This window comes from Nocardioides cynanchi (genome assembly GCF_008761635.1).
Taxonomy (GTDB): domain Bacteria; phylum Actinomycetota; class Actinomycetes; order Propionibacteriales; family Nocardioidaceae; genus Nocardioides; species Nocardioides cynanchi.
In genome coordinates this window covers 3,167,791-3,188,541 of the sequence record NZ_CP044344.1, presented here as the reverse complement: position 1 = coordinate 3,188,541, position 20,751 = coordinate 3,167,791, and the positions used below count along the sequence as shown (strand labels likewise).

The window sequence follows — 20,751 nt, the reverse complement described above, 5'->3', positions numbered from 1 at the left end:
TAGACAAGCCCGGCGTTCTTTGTTCGTATGGAACAATCCCGACATGACCACCGGCGACGCGAACGTCACCCGGCTCGTGCTCGACCCCCGGCTGATCGACCTGCTGCGGCGACGCCTGCCCGACGTCGCCACCCACACCATCGCTGCGGTCACCGACGAGGTCCCCTCCTACGTCGGCGCCTTCGGTGGCCCGATGGCCGACAACATCGAGAACGCCGTGCAGATGGCGCTGGCCGGCTTCCTCCGGCTCGCCGCTCGGGGGCGGACCACCGACGCCGGTACGCCGTTGTCCCCCGCGCTCGAGGGCGCCTACGCCCTGGGGCGCGGTGAGGCACGCAGCGGTCGCAGCGCCGACGCGCTGCTCTCGGCCTACCGGGTCGGAGCCCGGGTGGCGTGGCGCGAGCTCGCCGAGACCGCCGTCGAGGGCGGCATCCCGGCCGAGACCCTGGCGTCGTTCGCCGAGCTGGTCTTCGCCTACATCGACGAGCTGTCGGCCGCTTCGGTGGCCGGGCACGCCGACGAGCTCGAGACCACCGGCCGGGCCCGGCAGGGCTATCTCGACCGGCTGGCGCTAGGCCTCCTGCGCGGAGACCCGGCGGACGCGCTGATCGCGGCCGCCGAGCGCGCGGACTGGACGCCGCCGAAGACCCTGACCGCCGTGCTGCTCCCCAACTCCCAGGTGCGCCCGGTGCTCGGCCTGCTCGACCCGCGTACGCTGTCGGCGGTCGGCGAGCCGGTCCCCCTGCCGGAGGGGCTCAGCGCGCTGCTGGTCCCCGATGCCGGTGGCCGGGCCCGGGTCCGGCTGCTGCGCACGCTGTCGCGTCGCGCGGCGGTCGCCGGCCCGGCGCGGCCGTGGCTCGGCGTCGCGGCGTCGTACACCCGAGCCGTGCGCGCCGTGGCCCTACGCACCGGAGACGAGGCCTACGACACCGAGGAGCACCTCGCCGACCTGATCCTGGCGGCCGACGCCGACGCGGTCGCCGACCTGAGGGCCCGGGTGCTGGCGCCCCTGGCGACGCTGACACCGGCCAGCCAGCAGAAGCTCGCCGAGACGCTGCGTGCCTGGCTGCTCCACCAGGGCCGGCGCGAGGACATCGCGGCCGCGCTGTTCGTGCACCCGCAGACGGTGCGCTACCGCATGGGTCAGCTGCGCGAGCTGTACGGCGACCGCCTCGACGACCCCGACACGATCCGCGACCTCACCCTCGCCCTGGCCTGAGCCCGGCTACGCCTCGTCCAAGAAGTTGCGGACGGCGTTGTTGAACTCCAGCGTGTGGCTGACGTTGATGCCGTGCGGCCCGTCCTCGATCACGACCAGCTTGCTTCCCGCGATCGCCTCGTGCGTGCGCTTGCCCGAGCCCTCGAACGGCACGGTCGCGTCCGAGTCGCCGTGGAGCACGAGCGTCGGGACGGTGATCTTGGTGAGGTCGTCGCGGAAGTCGGTGGTGGCGAAGGCGTCCAGGCACGCCAAGGCGGCCTCCGGGTCGGACTGTCGGCACACGTCCAGCGCCTCCTGCCGCTGCTGCTCACTGACCTTGAGCTCGCCGCCGGCGGTGAAGAACTGCGTCATGAAGTCGTCGAAGAAGGCGTCCCGGTCGTCCTCGAGGCCCTTCCGCAGCTGCGCCGCCGTGTCGTCGTCGAGAGGGCCGTCGGGGTTGTCGTCGGTCCTGTGGAGGTACGGCGGCACCGCCGAGGCGAAGACCACGCTGTGCAGCCGCTCCTCGCCGTACGTCGCGATGTAGCGCGCGACCTCGCCGCCACCCATCGAGAAGCCCACCAACGTGACGTCGGTCAGGTCGAGGTCGGTGAGGACGTTGTCGAGGTCGCCGGCGAGCTTGTCGTAGTCGTAGCCGTCACCGGGATCCGACTGCCCGAAGCCACGGCGGTCGTAGGTCACCACGCGGTAGCCCGCGTCGGTGAGCTTCGGCACCTGCCCGGACCACGACGCCATCGACAGCGGCCATCCGTGGATCAGGACCACCGGCCGGCCGTCCCCTCCCGCGTCGACGACGCGGAGCCCGGCGTCGTCGTCGCGCTTGTCCGTCTGCTGGTCCTCGTTCTCGTGGTCCTCGGCAGACTCGTGCTCGGTCCGGTCGTTGTCGACCTGCTCGTCGGTGGTCTGCTCGTCGTCGCTCATGCCCACCACGCAAGCACGCGGCCCCGGACGCCACCACGCCCCTGGGGGTGACGGTGCGGTTCAGAGACCGCCGTGCACGACCTCGCCGCCGACCAGGGTGGCCGCCACCGGCATCGCCCGGAGGGCCGCCGCCTGGGCCGCCGTGTCGTCGGCTGCCGCGAGCGGGTCGGCGTCGAGCAGCACCAGGTCGGCCGGCATCCCGGCATGCACGCTGCCCTGCCCGTCGACGCTGGCGGCCAGCGCCTCGCGCACGGTCAGCGCCTGCTCGGGATGCCAGGCCGGGCGCTCGTCGGCACTGCGGTGGACCGCGGCGGCGACCGCCAGCCAGGGATCCAGCGGCGAGACCGGCGCGTCGGAGCCCAGCGCCAGCGTCACCCCGGCGTCGAGCATCCACCGGAACGCGAAGCACCGGCCGGCCCGGTCCGGCCAGCACAGCTCGGTCACGTCGCGGTCGTCGAGGAGGTGCGCCGGCTGGACACTGGCCCGCAGGCCGAGCCGGGCCAGCTGCGGCAGCGAGTCGCGGCGGACCAGCTGGGCGTGCTCGATCGAGCCGGCGGCCGCGGTCGCGTCGTACGCCGTGAGCGCCTCCTGGAGGGCACGGTCGCCGATCGCATGGGTCGCCACCTCGAGCCCGTGCGCGTGCGCCCGCTCGAGCAGTGCGGTCAGCTCGGCACTGGTCTGGTTGGGAGCGCCGGCACCACCGTCGGCGTACTCCTCGCAGCACCACGCCGTGCGGGTGTTGAGCGAGCCGTCGGAGATGATCTTCAGCGGGCCCATCGTCACCGTCGACGGCGAGCCGGGCAGCACCGCCCCGGTGGCCAGCCCGGCGTCGATGACCGCGTCGAGCCCGTCGGCGTAGGTCGCCACCCGCACCCGCAGCGGCGAGTCCCGCGGCTCCCAGTCCGCGGCCGTCTGACCGCGCTCGAGGTCGACCAGCCCGACCACCCCGAGCGCGACGGCCTCCTCCAGGGTGCGTCGGTAGGCCTGCGGGGAGACGTCGGGCTCGGCGACCGCGTCGATCCGGGTGTAGGCGTCGTACCACTCGTTCTCGGCCACGACGCCCACCCGGTCGGGGAGCCCGAGGGCCTGGAGCGCGCGGGAGTTCAGCCAGCCGTGGTGGGCGTCACCGGCGATCAGCACCACGGGGACGTCGGGTGCGACGGCGTCGAGCTCGGCGACCGTCGGCTCGCTGGTCCACGTCCCCAACCGGTGGCCGACGCCGACCAGCGGGCCGGGGCGTCGGGCGAGGTGGTCGGCCACGCGGGCGACGACCTCCTCGGGCGACGCCGAGCCGGCCAGGTCGAGGCGGTCGCGCCGCGCCGTCCACTGGGCGAGGTGCACGTGGTGGTCCCAGAGCCCCGGGATCAGCCAGCGACCGTCGGCGTCCTGCTCCTCGATGCCGGCCGGATGGTCGAGCCCGTGCCCGATCTCGCGCACCGTGCCCTGCTCGACGAAGACGTCGACAGGCCCCACCCAGCCCCGCCCCCGCCCGAGCTGAACGACGCGCACGTTGCGCAGGACGAAGTCGGCCACGGGGTCACGCTAGTGGTGGTCTCGACTCCGCTCGACCACCGAGCTATCGGCGGGTCCGCTCGACCACCGATCTGTCGGCGGGTCCGCTCGACCACCGATCTATCGGCGGGTCCGCTCGACCACCGATCTATCGGCGGGTCCGCTCGACCACCGATCTGTCGGCGGGTCCGCTCGACCACCGAGCTATCGGCGGGTCCGCTCGACCACCGACGCGGCCCGTCAGACGTGGCGGCGCGACTGGACGACGCGGAAGCGTGAGGCGACGTAGGCGCCGTCGGTGTACGACGCGTTGGCCGCCGGGTTGGCACCGGTGCCGTGGAAGTCGGAGAACGCGGCGGACTGGTTGACGAAGACACCGCCGAGGAGGTTCTCGCTCAGGGCGACCCCGGCGTCCAGCGCGGAGTCCCGCATCTGCTCGACGACGTCCTCCGAGGTCGAGTAGACCGCGGCCGTCATCGCACCGTGCTGCTGCACGGTCGTGCGGAACAGGTCGATCGACTCGTCGGTGCCCGAGGTCGAGATCAGGTAGGCGACCGGCCCGAAGCACTCGGCCTCGTAGACGTCCGCGTCGGCGGCGGTCAGCCCGACGATCGCGGGGGTCCGGACCGTGGCGTCGGCGTACGACGGATGGGTCACCGTCCGCGACGCGACCAGCACCTCGCCGCGCGCACCGTCCGCGCCCGCGGCGTCGAGCCGCGTCAGCACGCCCTCGTTGACCACGCCACCCAGCAGCTCGACCGCCTTGGCGTCGTCGCCGAGCAGCTTCTCGAACGCGGCCCCGATGCCGGCGGCGACCTCGGCCGGCGTCTTGGTGCCGTCGTCGGTCTCGATCCCGTCCGCGGGCAGGTAGACGTTCTGCGGCGCGGTGCACATCTGGCCGGTGTAGAGGGCGAACGAGAACGCCAGGTTGAAGCACATCGCCTTGAAGTCCGACGTGGAGTCGAGCACGACGGTGTTCACGCCGGCCTTCTCGGTGAAGACGGTGGCCTGGGTGGCGTTCTTCTCCAGCCAGTCACCGAAGGCGTTGCCGCCGGTGAAGTCGATCAGCTTCACCTCGGGGCGCAGCGCCAGCGAGGAGGCCAGCTTGTCGGCCGGCTCCTCGGCGGCGAGGTTCACCAGGTCGGCGTCGAAGCCCGCCTCGGCCAGCACCTCCCGGCAGACCTGCACCGTGATCGCCAGCGGCAGCACGGCGGAGGGGTGCGGCTTGACGACCACCGCGTTGCCGGTGACCAGTGAGGCGAAGAGCCCGGGCCAGGAGTTCCAGGTCGGGAAGGTGTTGCAGCCGATCACCAGGGCGACGCCGCGCGGCACCACGGTGAACGTCTTCTCCATCCGCAGCGGCTCGCCCCGCCCCGGCTTCTCCCACAAGGCCGTGCGCGGGATGCGGGTCATCTCGACCCATGCGTAGGCGATCGCCTCCAGCGCGCGGTCCAGCGCGTGGGCGCCACCGGCCTGGAAGGCCATCACGAAGGCCTGGCCGCTGGTGTGCTGCACGGCGTTGGCCAGCTCGAAGACCCGCGCGTGCAGCCGGTCCAGGATCTCGATGCAGACCCCCGCCCGGGCGTCCGGGCCGGCGTCGCGCCAGGCCTTCATGCCGGACAGGCCGGCCCGGATCAGCGCGTCGGTGTCGCGGGCCCGCGGATAGCTCACAGCGAGGTCGAAGCCGTACGGCGAGCGCTCGGTGGCCACCGTGCCGTCGCTGCCCGGGGTGGCGAGGGGGAAGTCGGTGCCCAGCCACGCCTCGAACGCCGCCTTGCCCTCGGCGGCCGCGGACTCGCCGTACACCCGCGGGGAGGGCGACTCGTCGAAGGCCGAGTAGTACTCGCGCGACGCGCAGGCGGCCACCGCCGCGTCGAGGCGCTCACGGTGCTTGTCGAACCACGCAGAAGTCATGTCCGCAACACTGACGGGTGTGACACCTCCATGCAAACGTGGGGAACGCCGTCACATCACGATGTGGTCTCGACTCCGCGTGACCCCCGAGGGGTCCGCACCGCCGGGGTGGTGCTGGATAGGGTCGGCCCATGAGCATGCGGGGACTCGTGGTCGCGCTGCTCTGTGGCCTGCTCGGGCTCGGTGGCGGCGCACTGGTGGCCTACGCCGTGCAGCCGCACACCCACGACGCGGGCTCGCCGCGACCGGTCGGGGCCGTCTCCCCGAGCGTCCCGATCGACGTACGCCGGTCACCGAGCCACGCTCCCGACATCACCTACCCCACCCTGCCTCCCGACCTGCCGCTCCAGACCGTGCACACGATCAAGAACCGGCTCGCCACCTGGACCTACCACGTCCCCGAGGGCTGGACGCCGTACGCCGCGTGCCCACCGGCCCCGGCCACGTGCAAGATCCCGACCGACACCGTGCTCAAGCCGGGCCAGGTCGACCGGCAGCGCCAGCTGGTCTTCCGGCCGCCGGGTGAGCCGACCCTCGGCGGCTACCTGATGAGGGTCGCGGTCCTCGACAACACCCTGAGCAACGTCGGGCAGATGGTCGCCACCAAGATCGTCGGCTTCGAGCAGCAGCAGGCGGCCACGCGGGAGCACTTCAAGGTGCTCAAGCAGACGCCGTACTCGGTCTACTTCCGCTACAACGCACTGCCCAGCAACCGGCTCCGCTACAACTACTTCCAGTGGTTCGCCGTCCCCGGCCAGCCCAACGCCACTCTCGAGATGTCGGTGGCGGGCCGGCAGAGCGACGTGCCCGGGCTGAAGGCGCTGTTCAACCGGTTCGCCGACAACGCGTCGGGCTCGTAGCCGCTAGAACAGCAGGTGGGTGCGCACCGAGCCGAGCACGTCGCGCGCCGTCGCCTCGTCGTCGCTGCGCACCTGCACCCAGAGCAGCTCGGTGCTGGTCACCTGCACCACCCGCTCGATGATCAGGTCCGACCCCCGGCAGCCGCTGGACGTCACCGTGACCGCCGGGTCGCCGCGATAGCTGGCCGGGTCGGGCTGGCCGATCCCGCCGCACAGCGGGTGCTGCGGGAGGGTCTTGGGCAACGTGGTCTCGGGCATCAGGCCCACGAAGACGCCCTGGCCCGACGTTGCCCAGGACGGCCCGTCCCCGCTCGACACGGCGGGGTAGGTCGTCGTGCTCGCGGGAGGGGTCCAGCCGTCGCGGGCCACGTCCCGGCCCCACGACTGCGGCACCGTCACCGACAGGGCACCCTGCGCGTCGGTGAGCGTGACCTGCTGATGACCCTGCCGCCACAGGGCGAAGCCACCCAGACCGCCCGCGGCGAGGAGCACCAGGGCGAGGACGGCCGCCGGCCAGCGTCGCCGCATCGGTGCCACCGGCTCGGGCAGGTCGCCGACGTCGGGCACGAGGGACGGCTTGTTGCCGGGCTGTGTGAGCTGGGGGTCCACCGGGAGCCAGCGTTGGGGCAACGAGCCCTTCGCCTCGTCGCCGAGCGCATGGCGCAGCTCGGTGACGTAGGTGAGCACGTCGGGCCAGCGGTCGTTGCGGTCCTGGGCCAGGCCGCGCAGCACCACGGCTTCGACCTCCGGCGGAAAGGGGCGGTCGGACGTGGACAAGGGCGCGGGAGGGGTCGGCGAGGCCGCCGCCGCGAGGGTGCTGTGGGCGTACGGCGGCCGCCCGGCCAGCAGCAGGTAGGTCAGGGCCGCCAGGGAGAACTGGTCGGCGCGCGCGTCGAGGTGCTCGCCCTGGGCCTGCTCCGGCGCGACGAACGACGGCGTCCCGGCGATCATGGTGAGCCGCGACGACACGTCGAGGGCCTTGCCCAGCCCGAGGTCGCCGACCATGGCGCGCACCACCGTGCCGTCGCGTTCGGGGTCGGCGGTGCGGAACAGCACGTTGGCCGGCTTGATGTCGCGATGCAGGACGCCCCGCTTGTGCAGGGCGGCCAGCCCCTCGCCGACCTGCCGGATCACCTCGCTGGCCTGGCCGACGGTCAAGCCCTCCCCCTCGAGGCGGTCGGCCAGGGTGCCCTGGTCGGCGTACGACATCACCAGGTAGGGGCGGTCGTCCTCGAGCGACCCGGCGTCGTACACCGTGACCACGTGCGGCGACTCGACCTTGCGCAGGTAGCGACCCTCCTCGAGGAAGCGCTGCCGGACGTGGCTGTCCTCGGTCCAGTTCTCGGCGAGCACCTTGATCGCAACCGGAGAGTCGAGCTGCTCGTCATAGGCGAGCCAGACGGTGGCGAAACCACCGGAACCGATACGCCGGCGCACGGCGTAGCGACCGAGACGGGCAGGCATGGACACCCTCGGCATTATGGTGCAGGAACAGGCCGCTCCCCACACGAGGAGCGCTCACGGGGACAGAAGGACGGGCATGACGCGCGAGGAGATCACGCCGGACGACATCGACGAGTGGGCGAGGCTGGCGCAGGACGGCGACCGTGACGCGCTCGAGATGCTGCTGGCCGCGGTCCGCCCGCGCTGCCTGGCCGTGTGCCGCGGCGTTCTGCCCTACACCCCCGACGCCGAGGACGCCTGCCAGGAGGCGCTGATCAACGTCGCCAACAAGATCGGCTCGTGGCGGCGCAACGGCCGGTTCACGACCTGGATGCACGTGGTGGCCGTCAACAGCGCCCGCACGACGTACCGCCGGATGAAGAACCAGGCGATCTCCAGCGACATCCTGCCGATGGAGAAGCCGGACCCGCGCACCACCAGCGTGATCGCGGGCACCCGGCTCGACCTGCTCGAGGCGATGGAGACCATCGAGCGCGACCATCCGCAGTACGTCGAGCCGCTGATCCTGCGTGACGTCTACGGGATGTCGTACGACGACATCGCCCAGCACGTCGGCGCCCCGATCGGGACGATCAAGGCCCAGATCCACCACGGCCGCAAGCTCGCGCGGCCGCTGCTGCGCGGCCAGGACTGACCGTGCGGCGTGCCGTCGCGGCCGGGGCGGCCCTGGTCGTGGTCCTCTCTGCCGCCCTGACCGGATGCGGCTCGTCCTCCTCCGACACCGCACCGCCCACCCCGGCACCGACCGGGACCGCCGTGGACCCCGGCACGGAATCGTCCGCGGCGCTCAGCACACCGCGCCGGGACAGCGTCTACCCCGACGTCGGCGGGTCCGGGGTCGACGCGCTCAGCTACGACCTCGGCCTGTCGTGGGACGCGAAGCACGTGACCCTGACCGGCAACGAGGCCCTCACGTTCCGCGCGTCGGCGACGGCGTCGTCGTTCCGGCTCGACCTTGCCGCACAGCTCGAGGTCTCGCACGTGTGGCTCGACGGCCACACCGTCGCGTTCAGCCACCCGGGCAAGGACCTCGTGGTGGGGGCACCGGTGACGTCCGGTGACCGGCACCTGCTCCAGCTGACCTACTCCGGGGTGCCCGAGCCGGTGGTGGCACCGACCGACCGGCCCGACTTCGACACCACGGGCTGGACCACCACCTCCGACGGCAGCGCCTGGACCATGCAGGAGCCCTACGGCGCCTACTCCTGGTACGCCGTCGACGACCAGCCCGCCGACAAGGCGTTCTACGACTTCACGATCTCCTCGCCCGGCTCGATGGTCGGCATCGCCAACGGCGAGCTGCTGTCGCGCCGAGCCGTGGACGGCCGGACCGTCACCCGCTGGCGTCTGCCCGAGCCGGCTTCGTCGTACCTCGTGACGATCGCGATCGGGCACTACCGGTCGACCACCGACACCGGGCCGCACGGCCTGCCGATCACCTACTGGACCCCGACCGGGCGCCCCGACCTGGTGAAGGGCCTGAGCTACACCCCCCAGGCGATCGCCTACCTCGAGGGCAAGCTGGGGCGCTACCCGTTCCCCACGCTCGGGGTGCTGCTGGTGCCCTCGAACAGCGCCATGGAGACGCAGTCGACGGTGACCCTGGGCATCGGCGACTACACGCTCTCCCGCGATGTGCTGGTGCACGAGCTCGCGCACCAGTGGTACGGCGACGAGGTGACGCCCGCGGACTGGAGCGACCTGTGGATGAGCGAGGGGATGGCGACCTACCTGGCCGAGGTGAACTGGACCGCGGACCACGGGCGACAGTCCCGGCGCGCCATCCTGACCCACTTCAAGACCTTCGTCGGGCCGATGCGCGAGCAGTACGGACCGCCGGCGCGCTACCGGCCGGGCTCCTTCGGTGAGGGCAACGTCTACTACATCCCGGCGCTGATGTGGGACACGATCCGGCAGCGGCTCGGCGACGCGGAGTTCTGGAAGCTGGTCGCCGCGTGGCCGCGCTCGCACCGGCTCACCAGTCAGAGCCGCGACACCCTGGCCGCCTGGTGGAGCAGGCAGTCGGGACAGCACCTGACGCCGGTGTTCCACCGCTGGCTGCTCTCGACCGTCGAGCCGCCGTACACCTTCCGCTGACACCGGCGCCCCCGCGGGAGCCGGCGACCTCTCAGAAGAGCAGGGCGCTGGCGGGGTCCTCGAGGATGCCAGCCACGTCAGCGAGGAAGCGCGACCCTTTCTCGCCGTCGATGTGCCGGTGGTCGAAGCTCAGCGCGAGCGTGGTGACCTGGCGGACCACGATCTCGCCGTCCACGACCCACGGCTGCGGCTTGATCGCCCCGATGCACAGGATCGCGGACTCGCCCGGGTTGATGATCGGCGTACCGCTGTCGACGCCGAAGACGCCGACGTTGGTGATCGTGAAGGTGCCACCCGCCATCTCGGCCGGCTGGGTCCTGCCCTCTCGCGCGGTCGCGGTCAGCTCGTTGAGCGCCCCGGCCAGCTCGAGGAGGGGCAGCTGCTCGGCGTTCTTGACGTTGGGTACGACGAGCCCGCGCGGAGTCGCGGCGGCGATGCCGAGGTTGACGTAGTGCTTGTAGACGACCTCCGAGGCCTCGTCGTCCCACCACGAGTTGATCTCGGGCGTGCGCCTCATCGCCAGCATGATCGCCCGAGCGAGCACGAGCAGCGGCGAGACCTTGACGTCGCGGAACTCCCGGCGCGCCTTCAGCCGCTCCACGAGCTCCATGGTGCGGGTCGCGTCGATGGTCACCCACTCGGTCACGTGGGGGATCGAGAACGCGGAGCCGACCATGGCCTGGCCCATCATCTTGCGGACCCCCTTGATCGGCTCGCGGGTCTCGCGCTCCCCGGCCGGCGCTGGTCGAGCGGAGTCGGCCGTGCTGTCGCCGGGCGCCGCCGACGTGCCGGCCGACTGCACGTCGTCGCGGGTGACGGTGCCATGGGGGCCGGTGCCGGTCAGCGTGGACAGGTCGACACCGAGGTCCTTGGCCAGCTTGCGGACCGGCGGCTTGGCGAGGGTCCGGACCACGGCCACCGCGGCGGGCGCCGTGGTGGCGGGCACCGCCGGCTCGTCGGCCTCGTCGGCCACGTCGGGCGAGGCGAGCCCCGGCTCGAAGGAGCCCTGGAGCTGCAGCTGCGCCGCGGCACCACCGGCCGACGCGGGGACGGCGGCGTGCCGCGCCCGGCGTACGGCACTGCGGTCCGCCTTGTTGCGCCCGACCAGCGACTCCCCCTCGCCGCCGCCGCTGGCGGCCGGGTTGGACAGGTCGATCTCGGGCGACGGGGCAGGGCCGTCGCCCGGCTCGCTCGGCTCGCTCGGCTCGCCCGGCTCGCCCGGCTCGCTCGGCAAGGTGTCGAGCGGGGCGTCCAGCGCGTCGCCGATCGCGATGATCGGGGTGCCGACGGGGATGGTCTCACCCTCGGGCACCATCAGCCGCTGCACGACGCCGGCGTACGGCGAGGGGAGCTCGACCAGCGACTTTGCGGTCTCGATCTCGACGACGATGTCGTTGATGGCGACGGTGTCGCCCTCCTTGACCTTCCAGGTCACGATCTCGGCCTCGGTGAGGCCCTCCCCCACGTCGGGCAGCTTGAACTCGGCCATGCGCGTTCCTCTCAGAACCAGTGGTCTCGACGTCGCTCGACCACCGAAGTCGGGTCAGAAGTCGAGCGAACGGTCGACCGCGTCGAGCACGCGGTCGAGGTCGGGGAGGTAGTCCTCCTCGATCCGCGAGGCGGGGTACGGCGTGTCGAAGCCGCCGACGCGGAGCACCGGCGCCTCCAAAGAGTAGAAGCACTCCTCGGTGATCCGCGCTGACAGCTCGGCGCCCAGGCCGAGGTTGACGTGGGCCTCGTGGGTGACCACGGCCCGACCGGTGCGGCGTACGGACTCCAGCACCGGCGTCATGTCGAGCGGCGAGAGTGTGCGCAGGTCGATCACCTCCAGCGACTTGCCTTCTCCTGCGGCGGCCTCCGCGGCCTTCAGGGCGGTCTTCACGGTCGGACCGTAGGCCAGCACCGTGCAGTCCGCACCCCGCCGGACGACGCGCGAGGTGAACAGCGGGTCGGGGGTGGCGGAGTCGTCGAGCTCGGCCTTGTCGGCGTGGTACTGCCGCTTCGGCTCGAGGAAGATCACCGGGTCGGGAGCCGCGATGGCCTGCTGGATCATCCAGTAGCCGTCGATCGGGTTGGAGCAGGCGACCACCTTGAGGCCGGGCGTGTGCGCGAACTGCGCCTCCGGCGACTCGCTGTGGTGCTCGACCGCTCCGATGCCGCCCCCGAACGGGATCCGGATCACCATCGGCAGAGGGGTCTTGCCCTGCGAGCGGTAGCACATCTTGGCCACCTGGCAGACGATCTGGTCGTAGGCCGGGTAGACGAAGCCGTCGAACTGGATCTCCACGACCGGCTTGTAGCCGCGCAGGGCCATCCCGATCGCCGTACCGACGATGCCGGACTCCGCGAGCGGGCTGTCGATGACGCGGTCCTCGCCGAAGTCCTTCTGGAGGCCGTCGGTGATCCGGAAGACGCCGCCGAGCTTGCCGACGTCCTCCCCCATGAGCAGGACCTTGGGGTCGTCCTCCATCGCCCGGCGCAGGCCCATGTTGAGGGCCTTGGCCAGGGTCACCTTCTGCTTGGTGTTCTCGCTCATGCGCGGGCCCCCTCGAAGCTCTCGAGGTACGACGCGAAGCCCTCGCGCTGGACGCGCAGCTCCTCGGTCTCCTCGGCGAAGACGTGGTCGAACATGCTCATCGGCTGCGGGTCGGCCATCGCCTTGCAACCCTCGCGGAGCCGGTGGCCGAGGTCGTCGGCCTCGGCGGCGACGCTGTCGAAGAAGGCCTGGTCGGCCAGGCCGTTGCGCTTGAGGTAGACCTCGACCCGGGCGATCGGATCCTTGAGCTTCCACCGCTCGACGTCGTCGGAGAGCCGGTAGCGGGTCGGGTCGTCGGTCGTGGTGTGGGCACCCATGCGATAGGTGTACGCCTCGACGAACGTCGGCCCCTGGCCGTCCCGGGCGCGCTGCAGTGCCGCCTGGGTGACGGCGTACGTCGCCAGGACGTCGTTGCCGTCGACCCGGATGCCGGGGAAGCCGAAGCCCAGAGCCCGCTGGTAGAGCGGGATCCGGGTCTGGCGCTCGATCGGCTCGGAGATCGCCCACTGGTTGTTCTGGCAGAAGAACACGACGGGCGCGTTGTAGGAGGCGGCGAAGATGAACGCCTCGTTGACGTCGCCCTGGCTCGAGGCACCGTCACCGAAGTGGGCCACCACCGCGGCGTCGCGGTCGGGGTCACCGGTGCCGACGACACCGTCGCGCTGCATGCCCATGGCGTAGCCGGTCGCGTGCAGCGTCTGGGCGCCGATCACGATGGTGTAGAGACCGAAGTTGTTCGCGCGCGGGTCCCAGCCGCCCTGGTCGACCCCGCGGAAGAGGCCGAGCAGCAGCAAGGGGTCGACGCCCCGGCAGTAGGCGACGCCGTGCTCGCGGTAGGTCGGGAAGACGTAGTCCTGGGGGCGCAGCGCACGCCCGGCGCCGATCTGCGCGGCTTCCTGGCCCAGCAGCTGGGCCCAGATGCCGAGCTCGCCGTGCCGCTGCAGCGCGGTGGCCTCGACGTCGATGCGGCGGGTGAGCGTCATGTCGCGGAAGAAGCCCCTGACCTGCTCGGCGAGCTCGTCGCGGCTCAGACCGTCACCGAAGGAGAAGTCGGGATGCTCGACTCGCTCGCCCTCGGGAGTCAGGAGCTGGACGAGGTCCGGGGCGCCACCGGCCTCATGGGCCTGGTGGGCGGGTCCGAACACCTCCGCCAGGTCGGGGCCGAAGCCTGCTTGGGTCACGGTTGCTCCTCTGGTTCAGGGGCTGGCGGGGTCACCGCACGGCCTGCTGCTCGGTCCGGCGGACGACGCTGGGGTGGTGCGTCGCCGCCGAGGGGTGTGACTGGGACCACATCTGGTCTTCTCAACTTACCGGGCCGGGCGTGCGCGTCGCCAATCAACCTGGGTACTGCCTCGGCATGGACATCCGTACCGGAACCACGGTCACCTGGCGCTGGGGAGCCGGCACGGCGGAGGGGAAAGTCGTCGCCATCCACCCCCGCCCGGTCAGCCGACAGATCAAGGGCAGCAGGATCAAGCGGCTCGGCACCCCCGAGGACCCGGCGTACGAGATCGAGCAGGAGGACGGCGCGAAGGTGCTGAAGCTGCGCAGCGAGGTGGAGCGCAAGCCGTGACTCAGACGACCAGCACGAGGTCGCTCAGGTAGAGCTCGGCACGGCTGCCCGGAGCTGCCGGAGGCGGGACGCCCGGAGGCGCAGTGGTGTGGACGAGCCCGGTCGGCGTCCTGGTCACGATGTCGCCGTCGGGCCCGGGCCGGGCCAGCCAGCCCGGCGCCTGCTTGGCGTAGTTGCAGGCCTCGCACAGGCCCTGACCGTTGAGGTACGACGTGGGGCCACCGTCGTCGGTCCCGAGCGCGTGGTCGGTGTGCCGGATCGGGGCGCCGCACCAGGGCGTGCGGCAGATCTGGTCGCGGAGCTCGATCATCGTGGCCAGGGGACCGCGGAAGCAGCGCGAGCCCGACTCCATCGCGACGAGCTCGCCGGTCTCGGGTCGGGCGTAGAGCCGCCGGACCTCCACCCGGGCATCGGGGTGGGTGACGAGCCGCCGGGCGACCTCGGCCGGCACCGGCCCGTAGCCGTCAAGCCAGGCCGGCGCCTCGCTGGCGGCCAGGAGAGCCGCGTCCGAGATCACCACGTCGATCGTCACCGGGACGGCGGGCGCGGACGCCTGGCCGGTCACCCGCTCGACCAGGGTGTCGGCCATGATCTGGCCCCGGCTGCGCGGGTCGCCGGTGGCGCGGAGCCGGTCGGCCTCGCCGGTCAGCGCGGCGTACATCGCCACGCCCTGCGCCGCCGGCGTCAGTGCCGACAGCAGGGCCATCGTGTCGGGGGCGGGCCGCAGCGTCACCCGTCGGTCGGAGTCGGCGCGGGCCCGGCGGGCGACGAAGGACCCGGGGTCGAGCTGGTAGGCCAGCTTCTGAGCGGCGGCCTCGAGCTCCCGGACACCCATCCGCTCCAGGCGCCCCGCGTCGGAGGCGAGCCGCTCGTCGACGATGCGACGATCCACGAGGTCGAGGCACGCGGTCTCACGCACCAGGACCGTGGCGGCCCACTCGGTGATCGTCCCGGCACGGAACGCCGCCATCGTGTGGGGCATCTCGGTGACCAGGATCTTGCCGAGACCGAGCTGCTGCTGCGCCCGGTGCGGCGACTCGCGACGAGCGAACGCCAGCTCCGAAGCGACGCCGCGGCCGAGCTGGGCGGCCGGGACACCTTGCTCACGCTGCTTGCGGCGCTGCGACTGGTCGAACTCCGTCGCGAGCACGGCCTGGGCCGCGGCCGCGGCGCACTTCAGCTCCTCGAGGCCACGGATCATCGCCAGGCGCTCCTCGTCGGTCACTGCGTCGAGGCCGCCGGCGATCGTCGCCGTCCACTCCCGGACCTGGGCTGCAGCGGCGGACTCGAACATGTGTTCGATTCTACGCTGCCCTTGTCCACGAATCCAGCGCCGTGGCGGATCTGTGCAGAACTCAACAAAGCGGGTTTCCGCTGTCTCATGCCGCGCCCTGACATGCCGATGTGAGGTCGGTCCATTCGGCCAGCTTGCTCGCTACTACCGACGCCTCCACGCCGATCTGACGCAGGAGTGTGGAAGTCGCGGGGTGGTTCCTCCCTCGGAGGAGCGGATAGAGATAAACGGGGGCTCTTCGCCCGCTCGACCTAGGCCGAAAAGTTGGCTTTGCCCTCCACCTTGAGTTACTTCGGAGGAGCCTTCTTGGTGCTCAATGCAAATCTATAAAGGCGCGGGATAACAAACCCACCATTGTTGCTCCCCAGTAAACCGCTCAAGGTCAGTTGATCGATCGCAGTAGCGCCCTCATCTGGCGACTTGATGCCCAGCCTGTCTAAGAGTTCCTGCGCTGTGGCATACGTTGCACTACCTCCGCGCAGTCGATCCGAATACTGCTGAACCGCCGGAAACTCGTTCAGCACCGTGTCTTGCAGTCGACGACGAGAAAGTTCGCCGAAAGCACTCCCAACCTCGTTCTCCCGGACGAGCGGTGATACGTGACGGTTGGCACGATCCAACTGAATGTCTCTGCGGAGATTCTGCCGAGCTCGGTCGAGGGACATCGACACCAACGTGATGAGGTTCCTCGGATTGAACAGGCGCGTGCCGTCTGATGTGTCCCGGGTCAGTCTGGTAGCTGTGGGCTCGGGGAGGGCAGGCCGCCCTCTCGCGGGCCGGGTCGACGTCCTGGGCGGCGCGGCCTGCGGCAGAAAGGCGGCCCATGCTGCCTCTGTCCACTCTGCAAGCGGCAAGTCAGACAAGAACGCGTCGACAAACTTCTGGTTCCTGATCAGCCGCCGCGCAATGAGGTCGCGCATTGAGTTGAAAGTCCACGCGATCTCGGCCATCCGTAGATGCGTGGCATTAGTGAAGGCCCCGTCAGCTGTCATTCTGGTGAGCATATCGCTTCGCAGGAAGATCTTGAGTCTGATCCATCCGCTGTGGTGGAGCGCTTCGGAAGCGTCTAAGTGAGTGCGCAGGAGAGCCCGGAGTGCTCGACGTTCGATGCTGGAGTCATGAACGAAGCATTCATCTAACCTGTCGAAGGCAAGCCATACTCGGTGTCTCTCGAGCTTGAAAAGATCGCCACATCTCTGTAGCAGCGAGAAGAAGTCGGGATAGCTCAATGTCACGGACTTGGGCCGATCATCGTTTGCCTCGGGCAGCTCGAACTTGAGGGCCACGCCCAGTTCCAGGCCTGCAACCCCACCCTTTAGGCCCCCCTGGACGGACTTTGCTTTGCGGATTCTGGATAGCAGGGACTCCGCCTGTGGTTCTGCCGTGCGAAGCCCCATCAAGGTCAAGATGTCGCTGATCTCTTGTGCTATCGATGCCGTTACTGTCGAGTCCGAGAAGCAGTCGACCGCGTAGTTTGCGATCGTGCTGGTCACGTAAACAGCCCAAATTGACCGCAAACGTTCCTCCGAATCGTCTCCCTGAAAGAGGGCGCGGAACTCGGGGCCCGCCGTCGGATTTGAGGCCCGAATGACATGCAAGTCAGGTTGGATTTGAGTCTCGGTAATCATGCGGAAGATTGCACTTTTCCCCGCACCCTTGCCGCCAGCGATGATATCGACCTCATCTCTGGTCAACCTCAAGAAGGCTTCGTTATCTGTCACAAAGAGATCAGACAGTTCGCTCTCGTGTTCAGCCACGTCGCTCCCGAGCTTGACTGACTCCATGAGTTGAAGGAGTTGGCGTTGATTCATCGCGGCAGCGTAGCCGACGGAGGGCGGCTTGAGTGCCCAAGCGTTGCCCCCCGTTCCGTCCCTCGAGATGCACCCGGCGGCGCGACGCCCACTGCAAGCGGGGGGCTCCACTGAAGCATCCGCCGACTGGGGGGCTTAAGAACTTCAGTTGTTGTCGGGGCACAACCCGCCCCCGGTAAGTTTTCTTGCGTGCAATTTGGGCTCGCCGTTTTCCTTGCACAGCAATCTCCGGGTGGCCCGTCACTCTGAGAAGAAATCCTCGTCGATCCGCTTGACCTCGTGGACCTCGCAGGCGGTGCGCTCCCCACATCGACCCAAGTAGGCGACGCACTCACATGCCGCTGTCAGGGTCGGTACGGTGACCACCGTGTCGGTCTGCGAGGTGTGCGTCAGCGACCTGCTCTACTGCGACAGGCACGACGCCTACTTCTGTCCCGTGTGCGACCGCTGGCAGGAGCGTGCTTGCACTGATGCCGAGTGCACCTACTGTCCCAGTCGCCCGGAGAAGCCCAGCCAGTGCGACCACCCGAATCGGCACTACAAGACCGACGACTGAGCGCACTCACATGCCGCTGTGTGTGCATCGGCTCCGACACGTCACCGGACCCAGTGCAACTCGACGAGACCGTTGGGCCGCTTACTGCGCTCGGCCCTTCGCACACCCCCAGTCAACACTTGCTCGTCCATATCAATAAGAATCTCGGTCGCCCAGTCTCTTGGGGTGTCGCATGGCTCCCGCGGTGTTCGGGCCGAGCGGCGCATCGGTGAACGGGTAGCGGACGCCATACTCGTCATCATCGATCGTGAAGGCGACCAACACCCCGTCGCTGTCGAGGTCCGCCTTGGCCTTCGTCCATGGCGACTGCGATGCGCCGCCGCTCAGCGTGGCGCGCACGGCCTGCAGCAACTCGTCAGAACTCCATTTCATGGTGCCAGAGTGCCAGTTCCAACGCACTCACATGCCGCTGTCCGTGTGAATCGGCTAGCATCCCGCCCGTGGCACGAGTGCATCCCAGTCTCGAATCCATCACTGGACTGTCCTGGCTACAAGCAGTCCTGCTCGGGGTCGCTGTGCTGTTTCTGGCCAACCTCCTCTACACGCTCATCCTTGTGCTGAGTCCGCCGACGATCGCGAACGGCACTACCGACTGGAAGGGCGACCCCGTCCAGGCGCACTACCGCGACTGGCGGCCCTGAGTCCAGAAGTCAGTTCGCGCTGAAACGGCCGCTCATGCCGCTGTCCGGGCGCGGCCACTCAGAGCTCAGCGGTGCAGGAGGCGTCGCCATCCACGACGAGGAGGGACCACGTCGGTGCGGTCCTCTGCGGCTCCACGCCTTTCACCCTCGGCGATGGCGGCCAACCCAACTTCGATGCCGTCGCGACCGTTGGCTCGGACGGGCACGTCGATGCCGCCGTCCTTTCCGAACTTTACGGCCTGCACGTTCTTCCAAAGTGCCGATCCGAACCCGTCATCAGGCATAGGTGCAACCTCCGTTCCAGTCAGCATGACCGGCTTACGTGCACCGCGTCCTCTCATGCCGCTGTCCGCGCTCGGATCTGCCGAGGAGCGGGCGTCTGCTTGGTGTCAGATATGTCGCGGGATGCCTCTGGGTGCAGCCGCGTGGATGACGTCATCAGGGTCGAGACTGGTCAGGTCGGCCCCGAGTGTGGCCAGCATCTCGACGAGCTGTCGCCGCTGGGCCTCGGTCAGTCCGGCCATGGCGGCAGTCTGGAGCGCGACGACTTCTGGCAGGAACTGGTCGACGATGGTCTTCCCGTCCTGCGTGATCACGATGAGCAGCCTTCGTCGGTCGGTGGGGTCGGGCTGGCGCTCGACCAGCCCACGGCGTTCCAAGGTGTCGAGCAGAGAAGTGACGCTCGCCGTCGTCACGATGAGCCGTTCCGCGATGGCGGTCGGAGACAAGGGTTGCCCGGCCCCGTCGAGGATGGCGAGGGCCTCGCGTCCGGCCCTGGACAGCCGGTGGTGCCGGAGGGCCTGGTCGATGCACGCGAGAAGCCTCTCGCCCGTGCGGACCAGAGCCATGGCGCAGGTGTTCGCCGACTCGCTGCCCCCGGGGAACTCGCGCTCGAAGTCGGTCGCGACGTGACGCCGCGAAGGGCTCCCGGTGCGGGAGCCCTTCTGGCCGGAGGTTCGCCCCGTGTTCAGTACATCTCCCTGGATGCTTCGGACCAGGTGCTGATGTCCGGCGCCCCGAGGACGCCGGCGTTGGCCATGACCTCGCCCAGCTTCGGGTCGGTCTGGAAGGCCCGCGCGGCCGCAGCGTCGGGGAACTCGATCAGGGCCAGCACGTTGTTGCCGTCCTGGAGCACCCGGTAGCCGGTGGACCCATGGCTACGACGCGCTTGGTCATGCCCGTCGAACCCGGCCTTCCAGGTGTTGAAGTCCTGCACCGTGTGTCGCACTGCCAGTGTGGTCATGTCTGTCTTGTCCTTCCTCGGTGTTGTGAGTACCCGAGAGCCCTATTACTAGACCTCTAATGATCAGAAGTCAAGTAAGTTCGCAGAACTCCCCCCGAGAGCAGGAGTCCACCGGAACGCCCTCTCATGCCGCTGTCCGTGCTCGCTCATGCCGATGAGCGGTGACAACGTTTTGAACACGGACCTGGCGGCTGGTCCTGGCGACGTCCATCCTGACTGCGAGAGGGCGGGACGGGTGATGAGGACTCGAATCTGGCCGGCAGGTCTCGGGCTGGTCGTGATTGCCAGCATGAGCGCAGGTGTGTTGGTACACCACCAGCAGGAGCGGTCGCGCCACACAGCCGACCGAGGCACCCTGACCAGCTCCCAGTACGACAGAGCCGTCGCGATTGCCCATTCAGTGTTGGCGGAGGATCGTGCGACGGTGTCCCGCGCCGTGGCTTACGTCGTTAGCGGCAGGGTCCAGGCCCAAGACGACGTCTCGAACTCATGTCCCTCGGGTCACCTGCTGGTTGTGTCGATAGTCGGAGACTTCCCCAACGTGCTGGGAGGAGGCTTGGCAGGTCACGCAGGAGCGGCACCCGGGCCAGACACGTGGATCACCGTGAGGGCAGACCCGACCACTGGCAAGCAATGCGCGAGTGAATTCGCAGTCGGGCGATTCAGACTCACAGCCGGGGCTGCGAACCTCGCGCCCGCGCTGTAAGGCATCGCCGGGCCATCGCCCTCACATGCCTCTGTCCGCGCCGCCACTGTCGATGCGCGGACGGCTGGGCACGCCGGCACCTACCCTTCGTCCGTGTCGAGCTTGGAAGGTGCCAGCCGCGCAGATGCCTTGTGGTGTTCTGTGGCCGTGAACTTCTCAGCCTCGTGCCTAGGACTGGTCGTGCTGATGACCGGTCACTGGGGCGTTGGGTTCCTGATCCCGCTCCTCTGCATGGCTAGTCTGGCGTGCTGGGGCTGATAGCGCTGTTCGCGCCCCGGACACGTCGCTTGGGCGTCGGCGGTCTTCTCGGCGTCCTCGTGTCGGTCCTCGGCTTCGTCGCCGTCCTGGCCATCGTCGTCGTTGGCTACGTCGTGATCGGCAGGAACGAGCTCTCATGACGCCCTGCT

Annotated in this window: 19 protein-coding genes; 7 read left to right on the top strand and 12 right to left on the bottom strand. The window is 69.7% G+C overall.

What is annotated here, in order from left to right; all coding sequences use genetic code 11:
- The first annotated feature begins 43 nt into the window (after window positions 1-43).
- On the top strand, window positions 44-1,219 hold the full coding sequence (locus E3N83_RS15350) for a PucR family transcriptional regulator (protein WP_151084049.1): 1,176 nt from the start codon (window positions 44-46) through the stop codon (window positions 1,217-1,219).
- 6 nt (window positions 1,220-1,225) lie between these two features.
- Here the strand turns inward: E3N83_RS15350 and E3N83_RS15345 are convergent, their stop codons facing one another.
- The 3 genes from E3N83_RS15345 to paaN form a co-directional block, all read right to left on the bottom strand.
- Window positions 1,226-2,137 (bottom strand): alpha/beta fold hydrolase, encoded by a 912-nt coding sequence (locus E3N83_RS15345; protein ID WP_151084048.1) that lies wholly within the window; start codon window positions 2,135-2,137, stop codon window positions 1,226-1,228.
- A gap of 60 nt (window positions 2,138-2,197) precedes the next feature.
- Window positions 2,198-3,670, bottom strand: coding sequence for an amidohydrolase (locus E3N83_RS15340; RefSeq protein WP_151084047.1), 1,473 nt, complete (start codon window positions 3,668-3,670; stop codon window positions 2,198-2,200).
- 219 nt (window positions 3,671-3,889) lie between these two features.
- The gene (gene paaN / locus E3N83_RS15335) at window positions 3,890-5,563 is read right to left on the bottom strand and encodes a phenylacetic acid degradation protein PaaN (RefSeq protein WP_151084046.1); all 1,674 of its coding nucleotides are present in this window, start codon (window positions 5,561-5,563) and stop codon (window positions 3,890-3,892) included.
- 131 nt (window positions 5,564-5,694) lie between these two features.
- Between paaN and E3N83_RS15330 the strand changes: the two genes are divergently transcribed.
- Window positions 5,695-6,423, top strand: coding sequence for a hypothetical protein (locus E3N83_RS15330; RefSeq protein ID WP_151084045.1), 729 nt, complete (start codon window positions 5,695-5,697; stop codon window positions 6,421-6,423).
- A 3-nt stretch (window positions 6,424-6,426) separates the two neighbouring features.
- On the opposite strand, the gene E3N83_RS15325 is transcribed toward E3N83_RS15330, so the two are convergent.
- On the bottom strand, window positions 6,427-7,887 hold the full coding sequence (locus tag E3N83_RS15325) for a serine/threonine-protein kinase (protein WP_191907824.1): 1,461 nt from the start codon (window positions 7,885-7,887) through the stop codon (window positions 6,427-6,429).
- A 76-nt stretch (window positions 7,888-7,963) separates the two neighbouring features.
- On the opposite strand from E3N83_RS15325, the gene E3N83_RS15320 reads away from it, so the two are divergent.
- Both E3N83_RS15320 and E3N83_RS15315 read left to right on the top strand, forming a co-directional pair.
- Entirely contained in the window at window positions 7,964-8,521 is a 558-nt protein-coding gene (locus tag E3N83_RS15320; protein WP_151084043.1) for an RNA polymerase sigma factor, read from the top strand.
- Between the two features lie 2 nt (window positions 8,522-8,523).
- The gene (locus E3N83_RS15315) at window positions 8,524-9,984 is read left to right on the top strand and encodes a M1 family metallopeptidase (protein WP_191907823.1); all 1,461 of its coding nucleotides are present in this window, start codon (window positions 8,524-8,526) and stop codon (window positions 9,982-9,984) included.
- Window positions 9,985-10,015: 31 nt separating this feature from the next.
- Here the strand turns inward: E3N83_RS15315 and E3N83_RS15310 are convergent, their stop codons facing one another.
- Genes E3N83_RS15310 through pdhA form a run of 3 tightly spaced genes read right to left on the bottom strand, consistent with a single transcriptional unit; the run spans window position 10,016 to window position 13,701 of the window.
- A complete protein-coding gene (locus E3N83_RS15310) occupies window positions 10,016-11,473 on the bottom strand; it encodes a dihydrolipoamide acetyltransferase family protein (RefSeq protein WP_151084041.1) in 1,458 nt (485 codons plus the stop codon).
- 54 nt (window positions 11,474-11,527) lie between these two features.
- Window positions 11,528-12,520, bottom strand: a complete 993-nt coding sequence (locus E3N83_RS15305; RefSeq protein ID WP_151084040.1) for an alpha-ketoacid dehydrogenase subunit beta — start codon at window positions 12,518-12,520, stop codon at window positions 11,528-11,530.
- The gene (pdhA, locus tag E3N83_RS15300) at window positions 12,517-13,701 is read right to left on the bottom strand and encodes a pyruvate dehydrogenase (acetyl-transferring) E1 component subunit alpha (protein WP_151084039.1); all 1,185 of its coding nucleotides are present in this window, start codon (window positions 13,699-13,701) and stop codon (window positions 12,517-12,519) included. Before pdhA ends, E3N83_RS15305 begins: the two co-directional genes overlap by 4 nt.
- A gap of 176 nt (window positions 13,702-13,877) precedes the next feature.
- On the opposite strand from pdhA, the gene E3N83_RS15295 reads away from it, so the two are divergent.
- Window positions 13,878-14,093, top strand: coding sequence for a hypervirulence associated TUDOR domain-containing protein (locus E3N83_RS15295; RefSeq protein WP_151084038.1), 216 nt, complete (start codon window positions 13,878-13,880; stop codon window positions 14,091-14,093).
- A gap of 1 nt (window position 14,094) precedes the next feature.
- On the opposite strand, the gene E3N83_RS15290 is transcribed toward E3N83_RS15295, so the two are convergent.
- From E3N83_RS15290 to E3N83_RS15280, 3 genes are all read right to left on the bottom strand, one after another.
- Entirely contained in the window at window positions 14,095-15,387 is a 1,293-nt protein-coding gene (locus tag E3N83_RS15290; protein ID WP_202879237.1) for an HNH endonuclease, read from the bottom strand.
- A gap of 287 nt (window positions 15,388-15,674) precedes the next feature.
- Complete coding sequence (locus tag E3N83_RS15285; RefSeq protein WP_151084037.1) at window positions 15,675-17,198, bottom strand: P-loop ATPase, Sll1717 family; 1,524 nt, start codon at window positions 17,196-17,198, stop codon at window positions 15,675-15,677.
- 688 nt (window positions 17,199-17,886) lie between these two features.
- A complete protein-coding gene (locus E3N83_RS15280; protein WP_151084036.1) occupies window positions 17,887-18,126 on the bottom strand; it encodes a hypothetical protein in 240 nt (79 codons plus the stop codon).
- Window positions 18,127-18,194: 68 nt separating this feature from the next.
- Between E3N83_RS15280 and E3N83_RS15275 the strand changes: the two genes are divergently transcribed.
- Entirely contained in the window at window positions 18,195-18,395 is a 201-nt protein-coding gene (locus E3N83_RS15275) for a hypothetical protein (protein WP_151084035.1), read from the top strand.
- Between the two features lie 389 nt (window positions 18,396-18,784).
- On the opposite strand, the gene E3N83_RS15270 is transcribed toward E3N83_RS15275, so the two are convergent.
- Both E3N83_RS15270 and E3N83_RS15265 read right to left on the bottom strand, forming a co-directional pair.
- Entirely contained in the window at window positions 18,785-19,243 is a 459-nt protein-coding gene (locus tag E3N83_RS15270) for a MarR family winged helix-turn-helix transcriptional regulator (RefSeq protein ID WP_151084034.1), read from the bottom strand.
- A 119-nt stretch (window positions 19,244-19,362) separates the two neighbouring features.
- On the bottom strand, window positions 19,363-19,638 hold the full coding sequence (locus tag E3N83_RS15265; RefSeq protein WP_151084033.1) for a cyclase: 276 nt from the start codon (window positions 19,636-19,638) through the stop codon (window positions 19,363-19,365).
- A gap of 951 nt (window positions 19,639-20,589) precedes the next feature.
- Between E3N83_RS15265 and E3N83_RS19620 the strand changes: the two genes are divergently transcribed.
- Window positions 20,590-20,742: a hypothetical protein gene (locus E3N83_RS19620; protein ID WP_191907822.1), complete on the top strand. Its 153-nt coding sequence runs from the start codon at window positions 20,590-20,592 to the stop codon at window positions 20,740-20,742.
- Window positions 20,743-20,751 lie beyond the last annotated feature (9 nt).

Coding starts and splice junctions, on each gene's coding strand:
- E3N83_RS15305 (WP_151084040.1), bottom strand. CDS start 12,520: ATGAGCGAGAACACCAAGCAGAAGGTGACCCTGGCCAAGGCCCTCAAC.
- E3N83_RS15280 (WP_151084036.1), bottom strand. CDS start 18,126: ATGAAATGGAGTTCTGACGAGTTGCTGCAGGCCGTGCGCGCCACGCTG.
- E3N83_RS15325 (WP_191907824.1), bottom strand. CDS start 7,887: ATGCCTGCCCGTCTCGGTCGCTACGCCGTGCGCCGGCGTATCGGTTCC.
- E3N83_RS15320 (WP_151084043.1), top strand. CDS start 7,964: ATGACGCGCGAGGAGATCACGCCGGACGACATCGACGAGTGGGCGAGG.
- E3N83_RS15295 (WP_151084038.1), top strand. CDS start 13,878: ATGGACATCCGTACCGGAACCACGGTCACCTGGCGCTGGGGAGCCGGC.
- E3N83_RS15330 (WP_151084045.1), top strand. CDS start 5,695: ATGAGCATGCGGGGACTCGTGGTCGCGCTGCTCTGTGGCCTGCTCGGG.
- E3N83_RS15270 (WP_151084034.1), bottom strand. CDS start 19,243: ATGGCTCTGGTCCGCACGGGCGAGAGGCTTCTCGCGTGCATCGACCAG.
- E3N83_RS15265 (WP_151084033.1), bottom strand. CDS start 19,638: ATGACCACACTGGCAGTGCGACACACGGTGCAGGACTTCAACACCTGG.
- E3N83_RS15310 (WP_151084041.1), bottom strand. CDS start 11,473: ATGGCCGAGTTCAAGCTGCCCGACGTGGGGGAGGGCCTCACCGAGGCC.
- paaN (WP_151084046.1), bottom strand. CDS start 5,563: ATGACTTCTGCGTGGTTCGACAAGCACCGTGAGCGCCTCGACGCGGCG.
- E3N83_RS15285 (WP_151084037.1), bottom strand. CDS start 17,198: ATGAATCAACGCCAACTCCTTCAACTCATGGAGTCAGTCAAGCTCGGG.
- E3N83_RS15290 (WP_202879237.1), bottom strand. CDS start 15,387: ATGTTCGAGTCCGCCGCTGCAGCCCAGGTCCGGGAGTGGACGGCGACG.
- E3N83_RS15345 (WP_151084048.1), bottom strand. CDS start 2,137: ATGAGCGACGACGAGCAGACCACCGACGAGCAGGTCGACAACGACCGG.
- E3N83_RS15350 (WP_151084049.1), top strand. CDS start 44: ATGACCACCGGCGACGCGAACGTCACCCGGCTCGTGCTCGACCCCCGG.